Genomic DNA, 20,236 nt, shown 5'->3' with positions numbered 1-20,236 from the left:
GCTATTTATTAGCATTTATAATACTAATTATCTCCGTTTTTTGTAAAACTCCTGATTGTCGCCAAAGTTGTTTCCCTTCTTTAAAAAGTAACATTGTGGGTACTCCTCTAACTTGATATCTAGCTGCTAATGGTTGATTTTTATCTACATCAATTTTCACAATTTTTATTGATGTTCCTAATTCTTCTTTCACCTCTTTTAAAATAGGAGCTAATGTTTTACAAGGACCACACCAATCTGCATAAAAATCTACCAGTACAGGTGTATTAGAATCTATAATATTACTAAAGCTATCTTTCATTTTTGATTTTCTTTTATTAATTTAAAATATTCTTTTTTTGCATAAACATATTCATAATATTTAAAAGAATATAATATCCACCCAAAAGTGATAATAAATATCCCTCGTTGATATATCCCTCTATAATCAGAATGAATAAACATCAAAAAAGATCCTATTAAAGTAATTATCCCAACAAACAACGCCATCAACTTTTGACTCTTCCATCTTGCAGCGAAACTAATGACTAAAGAATATGCACAAAATGAAATACCAGTAATGATCGAAAATACAGAATGCATTTCATTTTGAAAAGAATCAAAAACGAGCTTTCGATCTATGGGAGCAGATAAATATATTGCAGATAATACGAGAGAGAGACAAAAAACAAGTAATATTAATAACTGAACACGTTGCTTTTGTAATATTCTGAAACCATTAACAAAGCTTATCAAACCAAGTAAAATAAGAACAAAGTTCATGATCCAATTATAAGGAGTTTTTTGTGCTCCTAGTTCATATAAAGTGTGTTTTGATATCGAATATTGTGGATCAGAAAAAAAAGGCAATATAAATGCTATTACTATTAGGGTAATATATAACCCACATAAAAAAAGGTAATTCTTATACTGCTTTTTTCTATAACCTTTCATCCTATTAATGGTTTATTATTATACTTTTTTATAAGATGAATAACATCATTTATTGGAACCTCTATAGCATATGTCCCTGTATATGAAGGGCAGATAATACAGTCGTCAAAATAAAATTTAATAACATCTTCCGTAATAACAAAATTGTTTTTATAAACCTTAAAATCTTCCTCAGACAATTGCCAACATTCATAATATAAGTCTCCAGAATTTATTCCGTCAGATATCACAGTATTGATAGTGGTTAGCAACTCACTTTCTGAATTATCAACAAAAAAATCGTTATAATATAGAAATCCATGATTCTCTAAATCGTAATTAAGGCACTCGAACATATAGGTGGAATGTTTCATCCCCGAATAATAATTTTCTTTATAAAGTAGCACACTGATAAGTTGTTGTTTTACCGTGTATATTTTATAATCAATAATTCGTTTATCCATGCACCTGCCAATTGCTAGAGAATCACAGAATAGGACTTTATCTTCCAAAATTTCATTTTCAGTAGCTTCAATATTTAAGTAATTTTCAGACAGAAATTCATTAAACACAGAATTATTTTCATCCATATTCTCATTTAGATAAGGATACTTATAATCCAAAACATACACATCTTCAGCTTTATAGAATTGCTTATCTATAACTAGTTCCTGTAATTTATGTTCGTCATCTTTTGTAGAGATAAGACGCTCTACTTTTGTTGATTTTGTTTTTTCCTGATGTAGTTCTTGTTGCTCTTCTAATAAATACTGTATACTATCTTCACTTAGAGTATTGTCTTTTTCTATCTGTGTAGTGTAGGTTTCAGGTTTTTCTTTGATCTGAGTTTTATTATTACAAGCGATTAAGCTTAACATCACAAAACTGGTAATTAGCGTTCTCATAGGATACTTTTTATTTTATATAAATGTAATAGGGCTACTTCTTAAAAAATATGATATCCATCAGTTATATGGACATAAAAAAACGAGTCTCATCATATGAAACTCGTTTCTCATTAAGTGTTATATGTAAAATATCAAAATAAACTATTCCCAATAATAAGTAAACTATTAACTAGTAGACTCACGATCAATAGGTCTAATACTAATTTAGGCTTCTGAACTGTTAATATCGCAGCATTATGGGCACTACAAACGGATACCGTTAAAAATACTAGAAGCATTTGTATAAAACCATTACCTCCTAATAAAGTGGTCATAATTGCAATTGAGCCTAAACAAGTAGATGCAATAATTGCTAAAGCAGAATATCCAATATAATTCTCAGAAAAATCAGCGTTAATTTTTGCGTATAATGTCATGATCGTTTAATTTTTAAATTCAGTGTAAAATTACAAGGCTCTTACTAGTTAAAATATGATAAAGATCAGTTCTCAAAAATTAACTGAAGTTTTCCGAGCATCATCAATTCTGATTTATTTTTACCAGAAAAAGCTCCTGCAATACTATTAGATGTATTCCATATCAATTTCTTTATGTTATCTGTAAAAAGTGATTTATTCTCGTGATAAAAATCTTTAAATTCAAGAAAGCTATCTTCTGCAATTAATGATTCATAATCTAACCAATCAAAAACAATTTCTATTTGAAATGCAGCGTCAACGCCAAATTCATCTTCTAGATCATCAACTGCTAACCATTCTGATTTAACTAAATTTCTCAACGAAGTATACTCTGATTTACGAACTACTTTGTCCGAAGCAGCAATAGCATAAAATAATTTACCTAAGCTTTGATAAAATGTAATTCCTATATTTTCTGTTGTATTCATTTTTCTAAAATTATTGGTTTAAAACATAAAATTAATATATGAAATTCACCTTTTCTATGATAAAAATCAGTTATACTATCTAGTAATTAAATTGGACTGAATCAATATAAATTCACTTATATTTGGAAGGTCAATTGCTCCAACAAGTTCATTATTACTGGTAACAGCAAAAAAATCTTTTTTCTTTGTGTTCATCAATACAAAAACTTCTTTTAGCTCTTCTGCGGCATCAATTGACGCAAAAGAAATATCCATAATATCTTTTATTCTAAGATCCTTATTTTTGGATTTAGAAAGGATATCTTGGTGATGAAGAATCCCTATAATCTTAGAATCTTCTACGACGATAAAATTTTTCTCAGTACTCTTAAGTAATATATCAATAACATCTCCGATAGTATTATCTGGTTTTAAAACAGTAATCTTAGTTAACATAGCTTCCTTTACGCTGTGCCCTTTTATTAGTGCCAACTGCTGAACCATTTTATTTTCTGAAGTTGCTCCAAAATATATAAACAATGCGATTAGTATTAAAAAAGGATTATAGAGCGCACCAATAAGCAAAAAAACAAAAGCAATAATTTCTCCTAGGCCAGTTGCTATACTTGTCGCTTTTACTCTATCCATTCTCAAAGCTAGTAACGCTCTAAAAATTCGACCTCCATCCATCGGAAATGCTGGAATAAAATTAAATAGTGCTAATATAACATTGGTTGAAAACAGATAAAGGACAAGATTTTCTATAGTAACATGACTTAAATTAGAATCCATATAACTAGAATCCTGACCAACCAACAATTCAAAAGGAATAAAAAGAACTAAAAGTAATGCTATTACTATATTTACTGCAGGCCCTGCCAATGAAATCAATAATTCTTCTTTAGGGTTTTCTGGAATGGTATCCATGGAAGCGATTCCCCCAATAGGCAATAAAGTGATTTTTTTAGTACTAACTCCAAATTTTCTAGCGGTAAGTATATGTCCAAATTCATGAAGAACAACACAAATAAAAACTAATAAAACGAAAAAAATACTCATTAGTACATTTTGCACATTCCCTCCCCGTTTAAGTTCTAAAAATGATACCCAGGCAATGATTAACAAAAATGTCCAATGTACTTTAATTGCTACATTAAATACTCTACCAAGAAAAAGTGATCCTTTCATAATTTATAATTTTTGGTTAAAGTATCTAGACAAGGATTAATAAGAAATGACCAATATCATAATTTCTGGTTTTTTATCTATATTTGTTAACCAGTTATCTTTAGTCGATCATCTTGTGTTTTTATAATAAAATTAGAACATCATACTTAAGTAATATCACAAAACTCCATGTTACCAACCGGTGAAAACACATTTGACATTCTTTCTGAAGCAATCTCGGAAGGTGTAATTATTGTTGATGAAAATCAGACAATTGTAGCAACTAACTCTGCTGCAGAAGAAATGTTTAATTATAAAAAAGGAGAGCTAAAACAACAACCACTTAATATTTTAATTCCACAAGAGTATCGTGGGAATCATGGAGGGCATTTCAAGAGTTTTTTAAAAAAGAGTGAAAAACGACAAATGGGAAGAGGTAGAGACATTTATGGAGTTCGTAAATGTGGAAGTTCTTTTCCTGTAGAAGCAGGATTAAGTCCTTTTGAAATCTATGGTAAGACCTTTGTAATGGCTTTAGTAATGGATATTACCGTTCGAAAGAAAGCTGAGCAAGAACTAAAACATTGGGCTACCATTTTTGATGAGTCACTTAATGAAATCTTCATTTTTGATACCGAGTCTCTAAAATTTATTGATGTAAATCAGGGAGCACTAAATAATATAGGCTATACTTTAGATGAGCTTAAAAGTCTTACTGCAATTGATATTAAACCAGATTATACCACATCAAAATTTTTAGAACTAATAGAACCTTTGCTTCAAAAAAGTAAAAAAAAGCTACAATTCGAAACTATACATAAACGCAAAGATGGTACAACGTATCCTGTAGAAGTACATTTACAGTTATCTACTTTAGGAAATCAACCTGTTTTTGTTGCTATTATTTTAGATATTACTGATAGAAAAAATTATACCGAAAAATTAGAAAAAACGGTTACAGAAAGAACACAACAACTTAGCGAAGCTCTTGCTAAAGAAAAAGATCTTAATGAATTGAAAACAAAATTTCTTTCACTGGTTTCTCATGAGTTCAAAACGCCGTTAAGTGGAATTCTTACTTCTACGACCTTGATCGGAAAATACACAAAAGCGGAGCAGCAGGAAAAAAGAGATAAGCATCTTGCTACCATAAAAAACAAAGTAAAATATCTCGACAATATCCTTAATGACTTTCTATCTGTAGAACGTCTAGAAAGTGGTAAAGTAAATTATAAGTTTACCTCTTTCCCATTAAGTAAAGTTATAAATGAAGTCGTCTATGATGCCAATATGTTACTTAAGGATGGACAAAGAATAAAATACCCTCAAGATATTGATGATTTTACATTAGAGTTCGATGAAAAAATATTGGAGTTAGTGCTAACCAATCTAATACGGAATGCCATAAAGTATTCCGGAGAGAACACCACTATCGACTTACAGGCTATTTTCGAGAATAATCTACTTACTTTTCATATAATAGACCAGGGAATTGGTATTCCTGAAAAAGAACAAAAATTTATTTTTAATCGATATTTTAGAGCAGAAAATGCGCTATTGGATCAAGGAACAGGAATCGGATTGAACATCGTAAAAAGTCATTTAGAAAACCTTGGAGGAAGCATTACTTTTATTAGTAAAGAAAATCAAGGGTCTACTTTTACAGTAAACATACCTATATCAAAATTATCATAACCATGAAAACAATTCTATTAATAGAAGACGATACTGCTCTAAGAGAAAATACGGCAGAACTTTTAGAATTATCCGATTATAATGTGATCACATCTCCAAATGGTAAAATAGGTATTACTAAAGCGAAAGAAGAAAAACCTGATATCATTGTTTGTGATATTATGATGCCAGAGATCGATGGTTATGGTGTTCTGGAAGCATTGTCTCACGATACTATTACTGATCAAATACCTTTTATCTTTTTATCCGCTAAAACAGAACATAAAGAGATCCGTAAAGGAATGGATTTAGGAGCGGATGATTATCTTACAAAACCTTTTGATGAAGACGATTTATTAAGTGCTATAGAGAGCCGTTTGGCAAAAGCCCATATTATTTCTAAAAGATTAAAAGAACAATCTCTAAAGCCAGAAGAAGATTCAGAAGATGGGTTGAGAAGCTTACACGAACTCAAAAACTTTTTTGATGATCACGGAGATATTTCAAGTCACACCAAAGGAGACGCTATTTTTAAAGAAGGAGACCATTCTAACAAAATATACTTGATTCTGAAAGGTGTTGTCAAAACTCATAAAATGGATGAAAGTGGTAAAGAATTGATTACAGCATTATTTAAAGAAGATGATTTTTTAGGTTTTACATCATTTACAGATCATACTCCATATCAAGAATCAGCAACAGCAGTAGAAGATGCAGAGTTGGCGGGTGTATCCAAAACAGATCTAAAAGATATACTAGAAAAAAGTAAAAACATTTCTTTAGAATTAATGGAATTGCTTAGTGATAATCTTTCTGAAATAAAAGAACAATTATTACAGATGGCATATAGTTCGGTTCGTAAAAAAACCGCTCAAACCATTTTACAATTCACTCAAGTGTTAAATAAAAAACCTGAAGAAAGTATTAAAATATCCCGAAACGATCTAGCTAGTGTGGCGGGTATTGCCACAGAAAGTTTAATACGCACATTATCCAGCTTTAAAAAAGATGGGCTTATCGAAATTGAAGGTCGTAATATTAAAATCTTAGATCTACCAAAACTTCAACTTATAGAGTAAAAAAATAGCTAAGCTGACTTTTGTCATATTTTTCATAGACACATCCTAATACATTTGTTGTATTAGAACATATTAAAAATGAAGAATATTCTTATTCCAACAGATTTTTCGGAAAACTCGTGGAATGCTATTACTTATGCTTTATCTTTTTTTGAGAAAGTACAATGTAATTTCTATTTTCTACATATTTCCCCATATAAACAAGTCATTGGGAATGAATCATTTTTTGAGTCAACTGATCAAGTTGTAGATAACATTACTCTTAGTGATCAGGAACAAATGCAATTATTGTTAAAGAGGATTCAAAAATTACCTCTTAATCCTAAACACTATTTTTTTACTATCCATGAATATATCTTTTTTATAGATACTATCAGAAAACAGGTCGAAGAGAAGAATATTGATTTCATCGTTATGGGGACTAAAGGAGCTTCTGGATTAAAAGAAAAAACAGTAGGCAGTAATACCGGAGATGTCATAACCAAAGTAAAATGCCCTATTCTGGTAATTCCCGAAAAAGCTAAATACTCTAAAATTAACGAAATCGCATTTCCGACGGACTATAATATCCTATATAAAAACAGAATATTACAAACCATAACTGAAGTTCTTACTATCAATAAAGCGGCGTTACGAGTACTACATATTGCAAAAAAGGAAAAACAGCTTACCGAACTACAAAAAAGGAATAAAAATATTCTCAACGTTTTTTTAGAAGAAGATATAGATCACAGTTTTCATTTTTTGTCCAATCCGAGTATCGAACAAGCAGTACAGTGCTTTGTAGAAAGTAGAGACATCAATATGATCACTATGGTTGCTAAGAATCTCAATTTTTTTCAAAGGATTTTATTTCATCCAACCGTAGAAAAAATAAGTTATCATATCAATATTCCATTTCTAGTATTACACGAGTAAAAATTATATAAAAACTAAATAATGCATACAAAATTAGTGGACAAATACAATGTTCCAGGACCCAGATATACCAGTTATCCAACCGTTCCATATTGGAATCATGAAACATTCTCATTAAATGAATGGAAAAAATCAGTGATAACATCTTTTGCAGAAAGCAATGATGCACAAGGAATAAGTATATATATCCACTTACCTTTTTGCGAAAGTATGTGTACTTTTTGTGGATGTAATAAACGCATCACTAAAAGACACACTGTAGAAATCCCATATATCAATTCAGTTTTAAAAGAGTGGCAGTTATATCTAAACCTTTTAGAAACAAAACCAAAGATCAAAGAATTGCATTTGGGTGGAGGAACCCCTACATTCTTTTCGCCAGAAAACTTAGAATACTTAATCAAAGGATTGTTCTCTTCTGCGAAATCAGCTGAAGCTTGCGAATTTAGTTTTGAAGGACACCCTAATAATACAACTCGTGAACATTTACAAGCATTATACGCTGTAGGTTTTAGAAGAGTGAGTTTTGGCGTTCAAGACTATAATGAAAAAGTCCAAAAAGCAATTCATCGCGTACAACCATTTGAAAAAGTAAAATATGTTACCGAAATAGCACGAGAAATAGGATACACTTCGATTGGTCATGATATCATTTTTGGATTGCCTTTTCAGACCGAAGAAGCTGTAATTCATACTATTCAAAAAACAAAAGAATTATTACCTGATCGATTAGCTTTTTATAGTTATGCTCATATTCCTTGGCAAAAAGGAAATGGACAACGAGGATTTAATGAAGAAGACCTTCCTACTGGAGAAGAAAAAAGACGACAATATGAAGTTGGTAAAAAATTATTATCCAAAGTCGGTTATGTAGAAATAGGAATGGATCATTTTGCACTTAAAAGCGATACATTATTCCTAGCTATGGAAGATCAAAACCTACATCGTAATTTTATGGGGTACACGGTATCAAAAACCAAAATGATGATCGGTTTAGGAGTATCTTCTATTAGTGATAGTTGGCATGGGTTTTCTCAAAACGTAAAAGGCATAGAATCCTATCAAAATTTAGTCAACCAAGGAATAATACCAGTTTATAGAGGTCATATATTGACCAAAAAGGATAAAATAATTAGACAACATATATTAAACCTTATGTGTCATTTTAAAACCGATTGGAGTAGTAAACAACTTTATTTAGATGAACTAATAGACATAACTATACGCTTAAAAGAAATGGAACAAGACGGATTGGTAATTATGACCGATCATAGTATTGAAGTTACCGAAAAAGGGAAAGCCTTTGTACGTAACATCTGCATGGCTTTTGATCTAAGACTACAGCATAATAAACCAGAAACACAGCTATTCTCTATGACAGTTTAGAACATTCGTTTTTTAGATCTTTAATCCGATATAATTAATACTAATGACATTCAAAACTAGAAGAAACCAATTCTGTAGATTGTTTAGGTGATATATATGGAATTCCTAATCCCATTCCTCGTAAAATAAACAACAAACCAATCATTACGATAAATACGGGGATCACTTTTTGAACATGTTTTCGTATCCACTTTGCTTTAAAAAAGTGACCTGCATATACTACCATGGTCATTAAAGGAATCGTACCTAAACCAAATAAAAGCACATACAGTGTGCTATTCATAACATTACCTAAAGCTACAGCAGCAAAAACTGCCATATATACCAATCCACAAGGAAGAAATCCGTTTAAAAAACCAATAGTTAAAAATGTATCTGGTGTTTTCTTTTTAAGTTCTTTTCCTAATGCATTCTTGATCTTAGAAATTATCCGATATATCGGTTTAGAAAAACTATATTTCATAAGTATTGATGAAGGTATCAAAACCACTAAGATCATTACAATCCCAATGCTAATAGAAAGTCCTTGCTGCATTCCAAAAATGTTTAGACTTTTTCCTATAATCCCAAAAAATAAACCAATAATACTATAAGCCAGCAAACGGCCCAAATGATATAAAGAGATCTGAAAAAACTTCTTTAATTGATTATTATGATCTAACGGTAACATAAACGCAATTGGTCCACACATCCCAACACAGTGAAAACTTCCTAAAAGACCTAATATAAAAGCAGAAACTAACATTTAATACGTAAAGGATTCTCTAAAGAGATATGATGTGTTTTCATTTTCCCAATTCACTTTAATCTTCCATTTGCCTTCTATCAATTTATTTTTTGGAATTATAACTTCTGAAGTTGTAAGTGAGATCGGAACTTCGAAATCTAACTTTTTGTTAGATGGGCGGTATAGCGAAATAGTTCCGCTTAGTTTTTCGGAGTTTATATCCTCCGGAAATTTAATCAGTAATCCTTCGGATACCTTTTTAATCGTAATATTACTTTTTAGTGCCTTTGCATTTTTTTCGGCATTGATTTCTTCCTGAAAAGCTAATTCTTGTTTGTAGTAATCTTCTGTTACTAAATCATGTTCATATTTTTTATCGGTATTCATCCGTATCACAAAGAATAGTATAAAACTTATAAATCCTATAAATACCAATACAATCGCTGTACCCCAGTTTATTTTCATAACTCATTTTTTTAATTTGGATTCCAGCCTATGCTGGAATGACACGTACTTTACATATTTTTAGTTCCTGTTTGTCATCCCAGCGCAGGCTGTGATCTACTTCACATCTTTTAGAATTTTCTTTTCTCCAATACTCATAAAATCATAGACTCGTCTTCGTTACCTATAACTTCTTGGGCCTAAAAATGCTGTGGTTGTTGTTTCAATCAATTCATTATCATTAGCGTATACTCCAATTTTTACTTTATCCTTATCACCACTTAAGGCAGATGCATTAATTTCTATGAACAATGTTCCCTCTGCTAATCCTTGCTTAGGCACCACAAAGTTTTTATGCGTTACCACTTCTATAGTTCCTGTATGTGATAGCAATTCGAAATGAACATTTTCGATATCATTAATCGTTTTATTCACTAGTTTAAATGTATATACATTACTAATCATATTATGCTCTTTTCGCTCATACAATTGACCTGGTAACCTTAAAATATTCGCTTCGACATCATTTCTCAAAAAAGACATTCCCAAAAAGACACCAATTAATATCACTAATACTGCTGTATATCCTTTTAACCTTGGTGTAAACTTAAATTTCTCTTTTTTAGCGATATCATCTTCACTAGCATATCGGATCAATCCTTTCGGAAGATTTACACTTTCCATCATATGATCACAGGCATCAATACAAGCAGTACAATTCACACATTCTAATTGTGTTCCATTGCGGATATCGATTCCTGTAGGACACACATGTACACATTGAAAACAATCAATACAATCTCCTTTTCCGCTAGTAGGTCTGTCCTCGTTCTTCTTAAACTTAGCGCGTCCTGCTTCTTTTTCTCCTCTTTTATAATCGTATGCAACTACAATTGATTTGGCATCTAACAATACCCCTTGTAATCGACCATATGGACAAGCAATTACACAAACCTGTTCTCTAAACCAGGCAAACACAAAATAAAATACAGCGGTAAATATTAATAAGGAAATTAAAGTCCCCACATGCTGAAAAGGGCCATCAATAAATATATATTGAATGAGCACATCACTACTAATCAAGTAAGCCAAAAACACATTCGCTATTAAAAATGAAATGATAAAAAATACCCCCCATTTAAGAACGCGTTTTTTGATTTTTTCGGCGTTCCAAGGTTGTTTATCCAATCGTATTTGTTTTCCTCTATCTCCTTCGATCCAATATTCTATTCGTCGAAAAACCATTTCCATAAATATGGTTTGTGGGCATATCCAACCACAGAATAATCGTCCAAAAGCTACTGTAAATAATATTACAAAGACTACCCCAATAATCATTGATATTACGAACAGATGAAAATCCTGTGGCCAGAAAGGAGCTCCGAAAATGTTGAAACGTCGCTCTAACACATTAAACAATAAAAACTGATTGCCATTGATTTTGATAAAAGGAGCGGCAAATAAAAAAATCAATAACCCATAACTTACCCATTTGCGGTATTCATAAAATACGCCACTTGGTTTTTTAGGGTACAACCAAGCACGTTTTCCTTCTTCGTTAATCGTACCGATAGAATCTCTAAATGTTTCGTTTTCTGGTGTTTCCAATGGTCAATGAATATTGATTATACGATTTATGTTATACTACTAACCTTTATAATCCTAATTACTTACTACAGAAGTAGAGTCTGCAATAGTTACGGGAACAGTTTCTGGAATTTCTTTTTCTAGAACCTCTTCTTTTACAGCATCTGGATCGATCCAGATCTCGCCTTGCGCCTCTTTAGGTTCTGCAGGCGTTGTACCGCCTAATGTGATTACATAACTAGCCACTTGTGCCATTTCTGCCGGTTTTAGAGTTTGCTTCCAAGCAACCATCCCTTTTCCATCACGACCACCTTCAGAAATAGTTTTGAATACATTTTTAATACCTCCGCCCAAAATCCAATTCGGATCCGTTAGATTGGGGCCAATACCCCCTCCTCCATCTGCTTTATGACAGGCTACACAATTGGTAGTAAAAATGGCTTTCCCTGCACTAATATCAGCAGCATCCGTTAGCAATACAACTGTATTTATATCCACAAGATCTTTTGCGGTTTTTTTATACGCTTCTATAGCGATCAAAGCCTCTGCAACTTCTGTTTCATACTCTTCTGTCTGATTGTAATCATTAAATACATGGAACCGCACTAAATAGATAACTCCAAACAAAATAGTCGCATAAAAACCATATACCCACCAAGGCGGAAGGTTATTATCCAGTTCCTTAATTCCATCATAATTATGATCCAAAATGATTTCATCTTCCTCTTCTACTGGTGTACTATCCACTAATTTTAGATAGGTAGCTTTGATCCATCGAAACTGTTTGTCTTTTTTAATCTTCTGGCTTAGTACATAGCGTTCTTGAGCTTCGGGTTTCAGGGATTTAAACAACACACTTCGTAGTGCCTCTACACAAATCTCTATAGCGATCGCAAATAACAATACGATGCCTAACACTACCCAACTAACTGGTACTGCAATAAATGCCGATTCTTCTCCAGAATCCACTGCCCATTCTATTAAAAAATAAGTGATCAATAGTAATGCAATGACTCTGATATAGGATACTGTACTTCTCATAGTATTAATTCGTTTTCATTTTCAGATTCCAATGGAATCTCGCTTACTTCTTTTATATGTTCCTTTTTTGCTGAAATTACCCACCAGAATAAGGCAGTAAAAAAGATGAAAAATATCAGTAGTGATATGATAGGATATATCTCTACACCTTCGATACTTTCCATATGTCCTTTTATAAATTTAAACATGGTTTATTTCTTTAGTTTGAACTTGCAGTTTCGTTTTTAACTTTGATATCGGTTCCTAATCGCTGTATGTAGGCAATTAAGGCGATGACTTCTCTATCGCGCATTTCTATAAAATCCAATCCATTATCCTTGGCATATTTTTTATCTGCTTCATAGGTTTTGGAAAAATCTGGATCATCGTATAGGTTTTTCTCGATCTGTGTTGCTTGTTCATCCATCCATTTTTGTGCTTTAGCAATCTCTTCTGGAGTGTAAGGAACCCCAAGAGTAACCATAGCTTCCATTTTGGTTTCTGTATCCGATCGATCGAGTTCATTTTTTAGCAACCATTTATAACTTGGCATAATAGAACCCGACGATGTACTTTGCGGATCATAGAAATGATTAAGGTGCCAGTTATCCGAGTATTTACCTCCGATACGCATCAGATCAGGCCCAGTTCGTTTACTTCCCCAAAGAAATGGGTGATCATAGACATATTCACCAGCTTTAGAATACTCTCCGTATCGTTCTACCTCACTACGAAAAGGACGAATCATCTGCGAATGACAAGACACACAACTCTCTCTGATATATAGATCTCTACCTTCTAATTCTAGCGGTGTATAAGGTTTTACACTAGTAATTGTAGGGATATTGGAATCGATCATTAGCGTTGGTACAATCTGTACGGCTCCTCCAATAAGTATCGCAATTGTAGCAAAAATCGTAAGCTTTACCGGTCTTCTTTCTAACCAAGTATGATATCCTTCTTTTGCAGTTCTTTTGTTAGTTACTTTTGTTAATGGAGCAGCTTCTGCCAATTCATCGGTAACCGTATTACCCGCTTTGATAGTTTTGATTACATTATATAGCATAATAAACATCCCTAAGATGAACATACTACCGCCAATTGCTCGCATCCAATACATCGGTATAATTTCGTTTACGGTTTCTAAAAAATTACCGTATACCAAACTACCGTCTGGGTTAAACTGTTTCCACATAGAAGCCTGAACAAATCCAGCCACATACATCGGCAATGCATACATAATAATCCCTAAGGTACCAATCCAGAAATGTGCATTAGCCAATGCTGTAGACCACAATTTGGTCTTAAATATTTTAGGGATTAGCCAATATGCCATCCCAAAGGTGAAGAAACCATTCCATGCTAATGCGCCTACGTGCACGTGCGCAATCACCCAATCACTAAAATGTGCTATTGCGTTTACATTTTTTAAAGAAAGCATAGGCCCCTCGAACGTGGCCATCCCATATCCTGTGATTGCGACCACCATAAATTTTAATACTGGATCTGTACGTACTTTATCCCAGGCACCACGCAAGGTTAATAATCCATTGATCATACCACCCCAAGATGGTGCGATTAGCATTATAGAAAAAGCAACACCTAAATTCTGCGCCCAATCCGGCAACGAAGAGTATAATAAATGGTGAGGTCCTGCCCAGATATAAATAAAAATCAATGACCAAAAGTGTACAATCGATAATCGATAGGAATATACCGGCCTATTCGCTGCTTTAGGAACAAAATAATACATCAATCCTAAAAATGGGGTGGTAAGAAAAAAGGCTACCGCATTATGTCCGTACCACCATTGCACCAGTGCATCTTGCACTCCTGCATAGACCGAATAACTTTTTAGCGCACTTACGGGTAATTCTAAACTATTAAAAATATGAAGTACCGCCACAGTAACTACGGTTGCCAGATAAAACCATATGGCTACATATAAGTGTCGTTGTCTACGTTTTAGAATGGTACCAATCAAATTCCAACCAAAAACTACCCAAACAATAGCGATAGCGATATCAAAAGGCCATTCTAATTCTGCATATTCCTTAGAAGTAGTATATCCTAACGGTAATGTGATAGCTGCACCTACTATAATCAATTGCCAACACCAAAAATTAATGTTACTAAGCGTATCATTAAACATTCTAGTCTTTAGCAATCGTTGTGTAGAATAATATACTCCTGCAAAAATAGCATTACCTACAAAGGCAAAAATCACTGCATTGGTATGTAGTGGTCGTAAACGCCCAAAACTTAGCCAAGGGATTCCATCGGTAAGGTTAGGAAATAAAAATAGAAACGCCAGTAGCAATCCGACTGACATCCCTACAATACCCCAAAGCATGGTGGCGTATAAGAATTTTTTTACGACTTTATTATCGTAATAGAATTGTTCCATTTTCATAGTTTTAATTGATTGTTATTAGTGGAAACTGAATGTTTTTCTTTAGGCTCTTTAACTAGCTCATCATCAAAAAGCATTCTTACAGAAGGTGTATAAGTATCATCGTATTGTCCTTTTTTTACAGAGAGAATAAAAGCTATAAAAAACACGATAGCAACAATGATACTAATGGTTAATAAAACATAGATAACACCCATAAGATTCTTATTAGGCTCCAAAAGTATAGGTGAACATTTTCTTAAAAAATGACATTTATCAGGTTTTAGAAAGGTAGTTTGTACTAAGAACTAAAACCGTTAATAGCATCTCTTAATTTGGCACAGCAAAACAGCTATACAAACTATCTGAATTAGAATTTTGAATTCGGGGAATTTTTACTTTATTTTAGAAGCGGAAAACAAATAATTACAAACGGTACTATACGTAATAACTATACTCGCATGTTAGCTATAATTAAAGAGCAACCAACAGAAAAAGACAATAATGGAAATTGAAATAAACTCAATAAGTAAATTAATTTCTCAATTAAAAAAAGAAACCAAAAAATGCAAAGAGGATATTTGGTTTAGAGGTCAGTCTGATTTTAGTTGGGAGCTATCACCAGGAATTTTAAGAATATCTAATACCACGTCAGAGAGTTCACTACTTTCAAGGTTTAAGCAGTCAGCTGCAATGCTAATTGAAAACAAGACAACAGATGATTTTGACTGGCTATTTTTAATGCAACATTATGGATTGCCAACCAGGTTATTGGATTGGAGTGAAAGTCCATTGACTGCGTTATATTTTGCAGTAAATAATGAAGAAAAAGATAATATTGATGGAGCTCTATGGTTATTAAAACCAACAGAATTAAATGAAATAGCAAATATTGGAGCTTTGGAAAAAAACTTCATTCCTTCTTTTGATGATGAAATTTTAGCTAACTATTCTGTTAAATCTTTAAGCTCAAATCCTAGACATCAACTTGCACCAATTGCGACAATTGCGACAAGAAACAGTCCAAGAATTCAAGCTCAATTAGGTGTCTTTACAATCCATCATTTAGATACTAAACCAATTGAGCAATTTTGCCAAAACGAAGAGGTTATTAAATTCAAAATTCCAGCTAAATCTAAAGCAAAAATAAGAGAGGAATTAACGCTTCTTGAAGTAAATAAATTTGCTCTTTTTCCAGAATTATCAAGTATTGGAGAAATTATTAAAAAGAAATTTATATGAGTTATATAGAAACATTTCCAGTTCAGCACTCAACAATAATGAGTACATATTCTGAAAGAGATGAAATCATTGTAAACCCTGAATATCAAAGAAAAGGTGGTGTTTGGACTACGGAAAAAAAACAATTATTGATAGATTCAATTTTAAATAAGTATGATATCCCAAAAATATACTTTCATCAATTTGACAGAAAGGAAAGAAAAGAAAGCGGAAAATCATTTGCTATTATTGATGGTAAACAAAGACTTGAGACAATTTGGGGTTTTATAAACGGAGATTTCTGTCTATCAAATGACATTGAATTTCAAGATAATCCTGATATAAAGCTTGGTGGATTAAGTTATGATGATTTAGGAAAAGAATACCCTAAAATAAAAATACGATTTGATTCTTTTGTTTTACCTATTGTTGGTGTTATGACGGATGATATAGATTTAATTGAAGATATGTTCTTTAGATTAAATGAAGCTGTTCCGTTAAATTCTGCGGAGAAACGAAATGCTTTTGGAGGTAATATGGTAAAAGCTATTAGAGAAATAGCCAATCACTCATTTTTTATTGACAAAGTAAAATTTAAAAACACAAGATACCAGCATATGGAAGTTGCTGCTAGGTTTTTACTAGTAGAAATTTCAAAAATTGAAGTCAACAAGTTAATTGACACCAAGAAAGTTTATCTAGACGCAATGGCTAAAAACTATAAAACCGAAAAGAAAAAAACGGTTAAAGATGTTAGTCAAAAAGTTAATTCTGTACTAGATGAAATGGTAACTCTTTTTGCCGACAATGATAATTTATTGAGAGCGCAAGGAAGTATGGTTATGTATTATTTATTATTTAAATGGGCAATTTCAGAAAATAAAAATATAAAACGTTCCAAGCTTATTAAATTTGAAAAAACAATAAAAGAAAATAGAAAATTAGCTGAAAAGAGTTACGAAGAAGCAGATTATGATTATTTAGAATACGACAGACTATCACAACACGGAACGAATGATGTATCAAATATTAAAGAAAGATTAAGGATAATTACAGAATATCTGGAATAATAACTATAGCTAACACCGTATAAAATTAATTGCTGGTTATAGCCTACTTTAGTACTTAAAACACGCAACTAATCTTATACAATCACGTTGTAGCTAATTATAGAACCAAGTTAATCTTGAAAGTTTGGACAATTTATTTGACATAAATGAACCTGAAAAAATCTGTGAATATCGTGGTGAAACTTATCGCGTGAGAGAAAACGGTTCTATTTTCAGACTTCAAAAAACAAATAAAAGAAAAAGACCTTTAGACGAAAAATGGACTTTTGGTAAACCATGCAAACAGAAAGGATATATGAACTTCTCATCAGAAACAGTTCATAGAATTGTGGTAACGGCTTATCATGGAAAACAACCTTCTGATAACCATATTGTTGACCATATTGACACCAACAAAAAAAATAATAGACCAGAAAACTTAAGGTGGATAACTAGATTAGAAAATATATTACTTAATCCTATAACTCTATCTAGAATAATTTTTAAGTACGGAAGTGTTGATAATTTCCTTGAAAACCCATCCAAACCAATTGACGGAGAACTTGAACAAAATTTTGAATGGATGAGAACGGTTACAAAAGAAGAATCGGAAAACACCAGAAAGAATTTAGAAAATTGGGCGAAAGAAGGTAAAATTACAAAAGGAGGTCAATTAGGAGAATGGATATTTAATCAAGAAATTTATACAAAACCATCAATTCCAGAACCTAATTACATATTATCAAAAACTCCTAATGCAGCACAACGCATAATTTTTTATAATGACAAACCGAATGAGTTCCCTTGTACTCCAGGAGAAATTGAAAGTAACCCTTTGAAAACATATTATGAGAATTTGAATGAAGGAATGGTTTTTTTTCGAAACCATAATGGAGAATATGTAATTGTAAATAGTGGTTTTTCTAAAGACAGACAATCTATTTACATATTGACAAGAGCTGATTATGTCTATAGAGAAAATAAGGATGGAGAACATAATCCTGTACCCATTTCCAAACTTCAAGAAGTAGTTTCAGTTAAGGATTTACCTCATGCGCTAACTGAAGTAACTTATAAAGATGAGTTGTTTATTCATTCAAAAGTAGAAACCGGTTTTCACCCACGTGAAGAACTAGAACAAATATTTGCAGATTACACTCTAAATGAATAAAACTAGGTACAACAACGTGTATAGTTAATTGTTTGTTCTGTGTATACTCGGTAAATCCTACGGATTTTCCTACGGTTCGTTTTCTTTTGCTAACTTAGTTCTTTCCAACGCAACTAACCATACACCAACACGTTGTAGCCAATTTCAAAATGACTCAGAAATTAAAAGTTGAATTTATTAAAATCATTGAAAGTCTTATCTTGTCTAACAACACGCTCCTAATTTTTCATATCGGTTAATAAGACAGATGGCAGAAATCGCAGTATACTAAACTTCTACCGCCTGTGTTTTTACACTTCTTATACAAATTACCAGGATTATTCACATTGAGCATCACGACCATCATCTAAAATACTCCAATTACTTTCACTAATCAAAGTAGCTCTTGCATCAGTCGCTTCATCAGAACAAAAAGTGGTGTCAATAGCTCCAAAACTAACATCATTTTGTCGTGTTTGATTAGCAAAATTAATGAGTAGTTTGTCGTAATTTTCTGTTGACAAGGCTGAACCATTAAACATAAGACCGGCATCAGTAACCTTAGAAATATTCCAGTTGCTAATATCGGGGTTTGCTAATGAAGCAAGAAAAAACATACCAGCTAGAGTCGTTACATTACTAATATCCCAATTACTTACATCAGGATTTACAATGGATGCACCAAGAAACATAAGTGATAGATTACTCACGTTTGACAAATCAGGAATATCGGTTGCAGGAACTTTAAGATTAATACAGTCAATAAATGATCGGGCCATAGACAACCATACTCCCGTCCCCCATTGATCCACAGAGATAATCTTACTCTTATTAGCCTCATCTGTACTATTGTCAAATTGTATAGAAGGAAAAGTACCTGTTATACGTATTGTATGCTCCTCATCAGTATCAAAAGTATGAGTAATATCACCTGTTATTCCAGATTCATCTACTATTCCATCGTTGTCCCAATCTACATTATAGTTATAAGTCAATTCTGGATCTGTGGGAATGGTAATTTCTTTAGCAGACCAGGTCGTTATAAATTCTATTCCTGATGCTGTTCCTAAGTCAACATTAACAGTGACCACAAACTCTTGAGTATTTCCGTTTTCTGCAACTACGGTATACACTACAGGATTTGTAAAATCTTGTACCGAACCAAGAGCTGGAACTACAGTTAATCCTGTATGCTCAATAAGAGGAGTCAAAGCTGTAATATCTGTTCCTGTATCAAACTCAAGGGTAATGGTATTATTATCTATAGTACCCTGTTGCTCATTAATACTAAATGAAGTAATATCATTAAGATCGCTTAATACCTGGCCGTCATCATCGTTAGAGCATGATATGCATAGTAAGAGCAGACAAACGTAAATAGATAGTGCTTTCATTTTTCTTTGTGTTTCTATATGAATTGATATATCAAATAAAGGTTAAAAAAAAAATTAAACCAAAATAAAATATGCAGAAAGGAAAAAATGAGGTTAAAAGGGAAAACAAATGGTTTAAATATCTATTTCTTATTTACGAAAGTTTCTTGATTAATGACATAGGCCATGAAAAACAGCTTAGGTTTGCTAGCATTACGAAAAAATAAAATGAGCAAGAAGATAAAAAACAATTGACTTTTTCACATGACGAGGTAAATGAAAAATACTGAGAGAAAGAGATAAAAAAGATACACTAATTATAAACCATTTAAAGAATAAATAACTGGCTACTACACCATATATA

21 protein-coding genes are annotated in these 20,236 nt (G+C 32.3%); 7 read left to right on the top strand and 14 right to left on the bottom strand.

The genetic code is table 11. From position 1 onward, the window contains the following. Position 1: 1 nt before the first annotated feature. From trxA to D1815_RS21485, 6 genes are all read right to left on the bottom strand, one after another. Entirely contained in the window at positions 2 to 301 is a 300-nt protein-coding gene (trxA, locus tag D1815_RS21510) for a thioredoxin (protein ID WP_027395772.1), read from the bottom strand. Beyond that, positions 298 to 933, bottom strand: a complete 636-nt coding sequence (locus D1815_RS21505; RefSeq protein ID WP_118389360.1) for a DUF998 domain-containing protein — start codon at positions 931 to 933, stop codon at positions 298 to 300. Before D1815_RS21505 ends, trxA begins: the two co-directional genes overlap by 4 nt. After that, positions 930 to 1,817 (bottom strand): RsiV family protein, encoded by an 888-nt coding sequence (locus D1815_RS21500; protein WP_035086843.1) that lies wholly within the window; start codon positions 1,815 to 1,817, stop codon positions 930 to 932. The genes D1815_RS21505 and D1815_RS21500 overlap by 4 nt, the downstream gene beginning before the upstream one ends. 134 nt (positions 1,818 to 1,951) lie before the next feature. Continuing rightward, positions 1,952 to 2,236 carry a hypothetical protein gene (locus D1815_RS21495; protein ID WP_027395775.1) on the bottom strand — a complete coding sequence of 95 codons (285 nt, stop codon included), beginning with the start codon at positions 2,234 to 2,236 and terminating at the stop codon, positions 1,952 to 1,954. Positions 2,237 to 2,301: 65 nt separating this feature from the next. After that, a complete protein-coding gene (locus D1815_RS21490; RefSeq protein WP_027395776.1) occupies positions 2,302 to 2,706 on the bottom strand; it encodes a hypothetical protein in 405 nt (134 codons plus the stop codon). 75 nt (positions 2,707 to 2,781) lie between these two features. Continuing rightward, complete coding sequence (locus D1815_RS21485) at positions 2,782 to 3,873, bottom strand: site-2 protease family protein (RefSeq protein WP_118389358.1); 1,092 nt, start codon at positions 3,871 to 3,873, stop codon at positions 2,782 to 2,784. 168 nt (positions 3,874 to 4,041) lie between these two features. On the opposite strand from D1815_RS21485, the gene D1815_RS21480 reads away from it, so the two are divergent. The 4 genes from D1815_RS21480 to hemN all read left to right on the top strand — a co-directional run bounded on the left by D1815_RS21480 (position 4,042) and on the right by hemN (position 8,909). After that, positions 4,042 to 5,547 carry a PAS domain-containing sensor histidine kinase gene (locus D1815_RS21480; protein ID WP_118389356.1) on the top strand — a complete coding sequence of 502 codons (1,506 nt, stop codon included), beginning with the start codon at positions 4,042 to 4,044 and terminating at the stop codon, positions 5,545 to 5,547. Between the two features lie 2 nt (positions 5,548 to 5,549). After that, positions 5,550 to 6,605 (top strand): response regulator, encoded by a 1,056-nt coding sequence (locus D1815_RS21475; protein WP_118389354.1) that lies wholly within the window; start codon positions 5,550 to 5,552, stop codon positions 6,603 to 6,605. 78 nt (positions 6,606 to 6,683) lie between these two features. After that, the gene (locus D1815_RS21470) at positions 6,684 to 7,523 is read left to right on the top strand and encodes a universal stress protein (protein ID WP_118389352.1); all 840 of its coding nucleotides are present in this window, start codon (positions 6,684 to 6,686) and stop codon (positions 7,521 to 7,523) included. 21 nt (positions 7,524 to 7,544) lie between these two features. Next, entirely contained in the window at positions 7,545 to 8,909 is a 1,365-nt protein-coding gene (gene hemN, locus D1815_RS21465) for an oxygen-independent coproporphyrinogen III oxidase (RefSeq protein WP_118389350.1), read from the top strand. A 40-nt stretch (positions 8,910 to 8,949) separates the two neighbouring features. On the opposite strand, the gene D1815_RS21460 is transcribed toward hemN, so the two are convergent. From D1815_RS21460 to ccoS, 7 genes are all read right to left on the bottom strand, one after another. Beyond that, positions 8,950 to 9,654 (bottom strand): sulfite exporter TauE/SafE family protein, encoded by a 705-nt coding sequence (locus D1815_RS21460; protein ID WP_118389348.1) that lies wholly within the window; start codon positions 9,652 to 9,654, stop codon positions 8,950 to 8,952. Continuing rightward, complete coding sequence (locus tag D1815_RS21455; RefSeq protein ID WP_118389346.1) at positions 9,655 to 10,101, bottom strand: FixH family protein; 447 nt, start codon at positions 10,099 to 10,101, stop codon at positions 9,655 to 9,657. It lies immediately after the preceding gene. A gap of 159 nt (positions 10,102 to 10,260) precedes the next feature. Beyond that, complete coding sequence (gene ccoG / locus D1815_RS21450; RefSeq protein ID WP_118389344.1) at positions 10,261 to 11,688, bottom strand: cytochrome c oxidase accessory protein CcoG; 1,428 nt, start codon at positions 11,686 to 11,688, stop codon at positions 10,261 to 10,263. Positions 11,689 to 11,742: 54 nt separating this feature from the next. After that, positions 11,743 to 12,708: a cbb3-type cytochrome c oxidase N-terminal domain-containing protein gene (locus D1815_RS21445; protein WP_118389342.1), complete on the bottom strand. Its 966-nt coding sequence runs from the start codon at positions 12,706 to 12,708 to the stop codon at positions 11,743 to 11,745. Next, complete coding sequence (locus D1815_RS21440) at positions 12,705 to 12,896, bottom strand: cytochrome c oxidase subunit IV (protein ID WP_027395786.1); 192 nt, start codon at positions 12,894 to 12,896, stop codon at positions 12,705 to 12,707. The genes D1815_RS21445 and D1815_RS21440 overlap by 4 nt, the downstream gene beginning before the upstream one ends. A gap of 11 nt (positions 12,897 to 12,907) precedes the next feature. Continuing rightward, on the bottom strand, positions 12,908 to 15,100 hold the full coding sequence (gene ccoN, locus D1815_RS21435; protein ID WP_118389340.1) for a cytochrome-c oxidase, cbb3-type subunit I: 2,193 nt from the start codon (positions 15,098 to 15,100) through the stop codon (positions 12,908 to 12,910). Next, entirely contained in the window at positions 15,097 to 15,297 is a 201-nt protein-coding gene (gene ccoS / locus D1815_RS21430) for a cbb3-type cytochrome oxidase assembly protein CcoS (protein WP_118389338.1), read from the bottom strand. The genes ccoN and ccoS overlap by 4 nt, the downstream gene beginning before the upstream one ends. 286 nt (positions 15,298 to 15,583) lie before the next feature. Between ccoS and D1815_RS21425 the strand changes: the two genes are divergently transcribed. The 3 genes from D1815_RS21425 to D1815_RS21415 all read left to right on the top strand — a co-directional run bounded on the left by D1815_RS21425 (position 15,584) and on the right by D1815_RS21415 (position 18,520). After that, positions 15,584 to 16,321 carry an FRG domain-containing protein gene (locus D1815_RS21425; RefSeq protein ID WP_199726726.1) on the top strand — a complete coding sequence of 246 codons (738 nt, stop codon included), beginning with the start codon at positions 15,584 to 15,586 and terminating at the stop codon, positions 16,319 to 16,321. Next, on the top strand, positions 16,318 to 17,370 hold the full coding sequence (locus D1815_RS21420) for a DUF262 domain-containing protein (RefSeq protein WP_118389334.1): 1,053 nt from the start codon (positions 16,318 to 16,320) through the stop codon (positions 17,368 to 17,370). The genes D1815_RS21425 and D1815_RS21420 overlap by 4 nt, the downstream gene beginning before the upstream one ends. 124 nt (positions 17,371 to 17,494) lie before the next feature. Beyond that, a complete protein-coding gene (locus tag D1815_RS21415) occupies positions 17,495 to 18,520 on the top strand; it encodes an HNH endonuclease signature motif containing protein (protein WP_118389332.1) in 1,026 nt (341 codons plus the stop codon). 317 nt (positions 18,521 to 18,837) lie between these two features. Here the strand turns inward: D1815_RS21415 and D1815_RS21410 are convergent, their stop codons facing one another. Then, positions 18,838 to 19,893, bottom strand: a complete 1,056-nt coding sequence (locus D1815_RS21410; protein ID WP_118389330.1) for a BspA family leucine-rich repeat surface protein — start codon at positions 19,891 to 19,893, stop codon at positions 18,838 to 18,840. Positions 19,894 to 20,236 lie beyond the last annotated feature (343 nt).

Origin of the sequence: Aquimarina sp. AD1, from assembly GCF_003443695.1 — a bacterium.
Taxonomy (GTDB): Bacteria; Bacteroidota; Bacteroidia; order Flavobacteriales; family Flavobacteriaceae; genus Aquimarina; species Aquimarina latercula.
The sequence above is the reverse complement of the archived record's forward strand: the minus strand, read 5'-3'. Positions and strand labels throughout refer to the sequence as shown.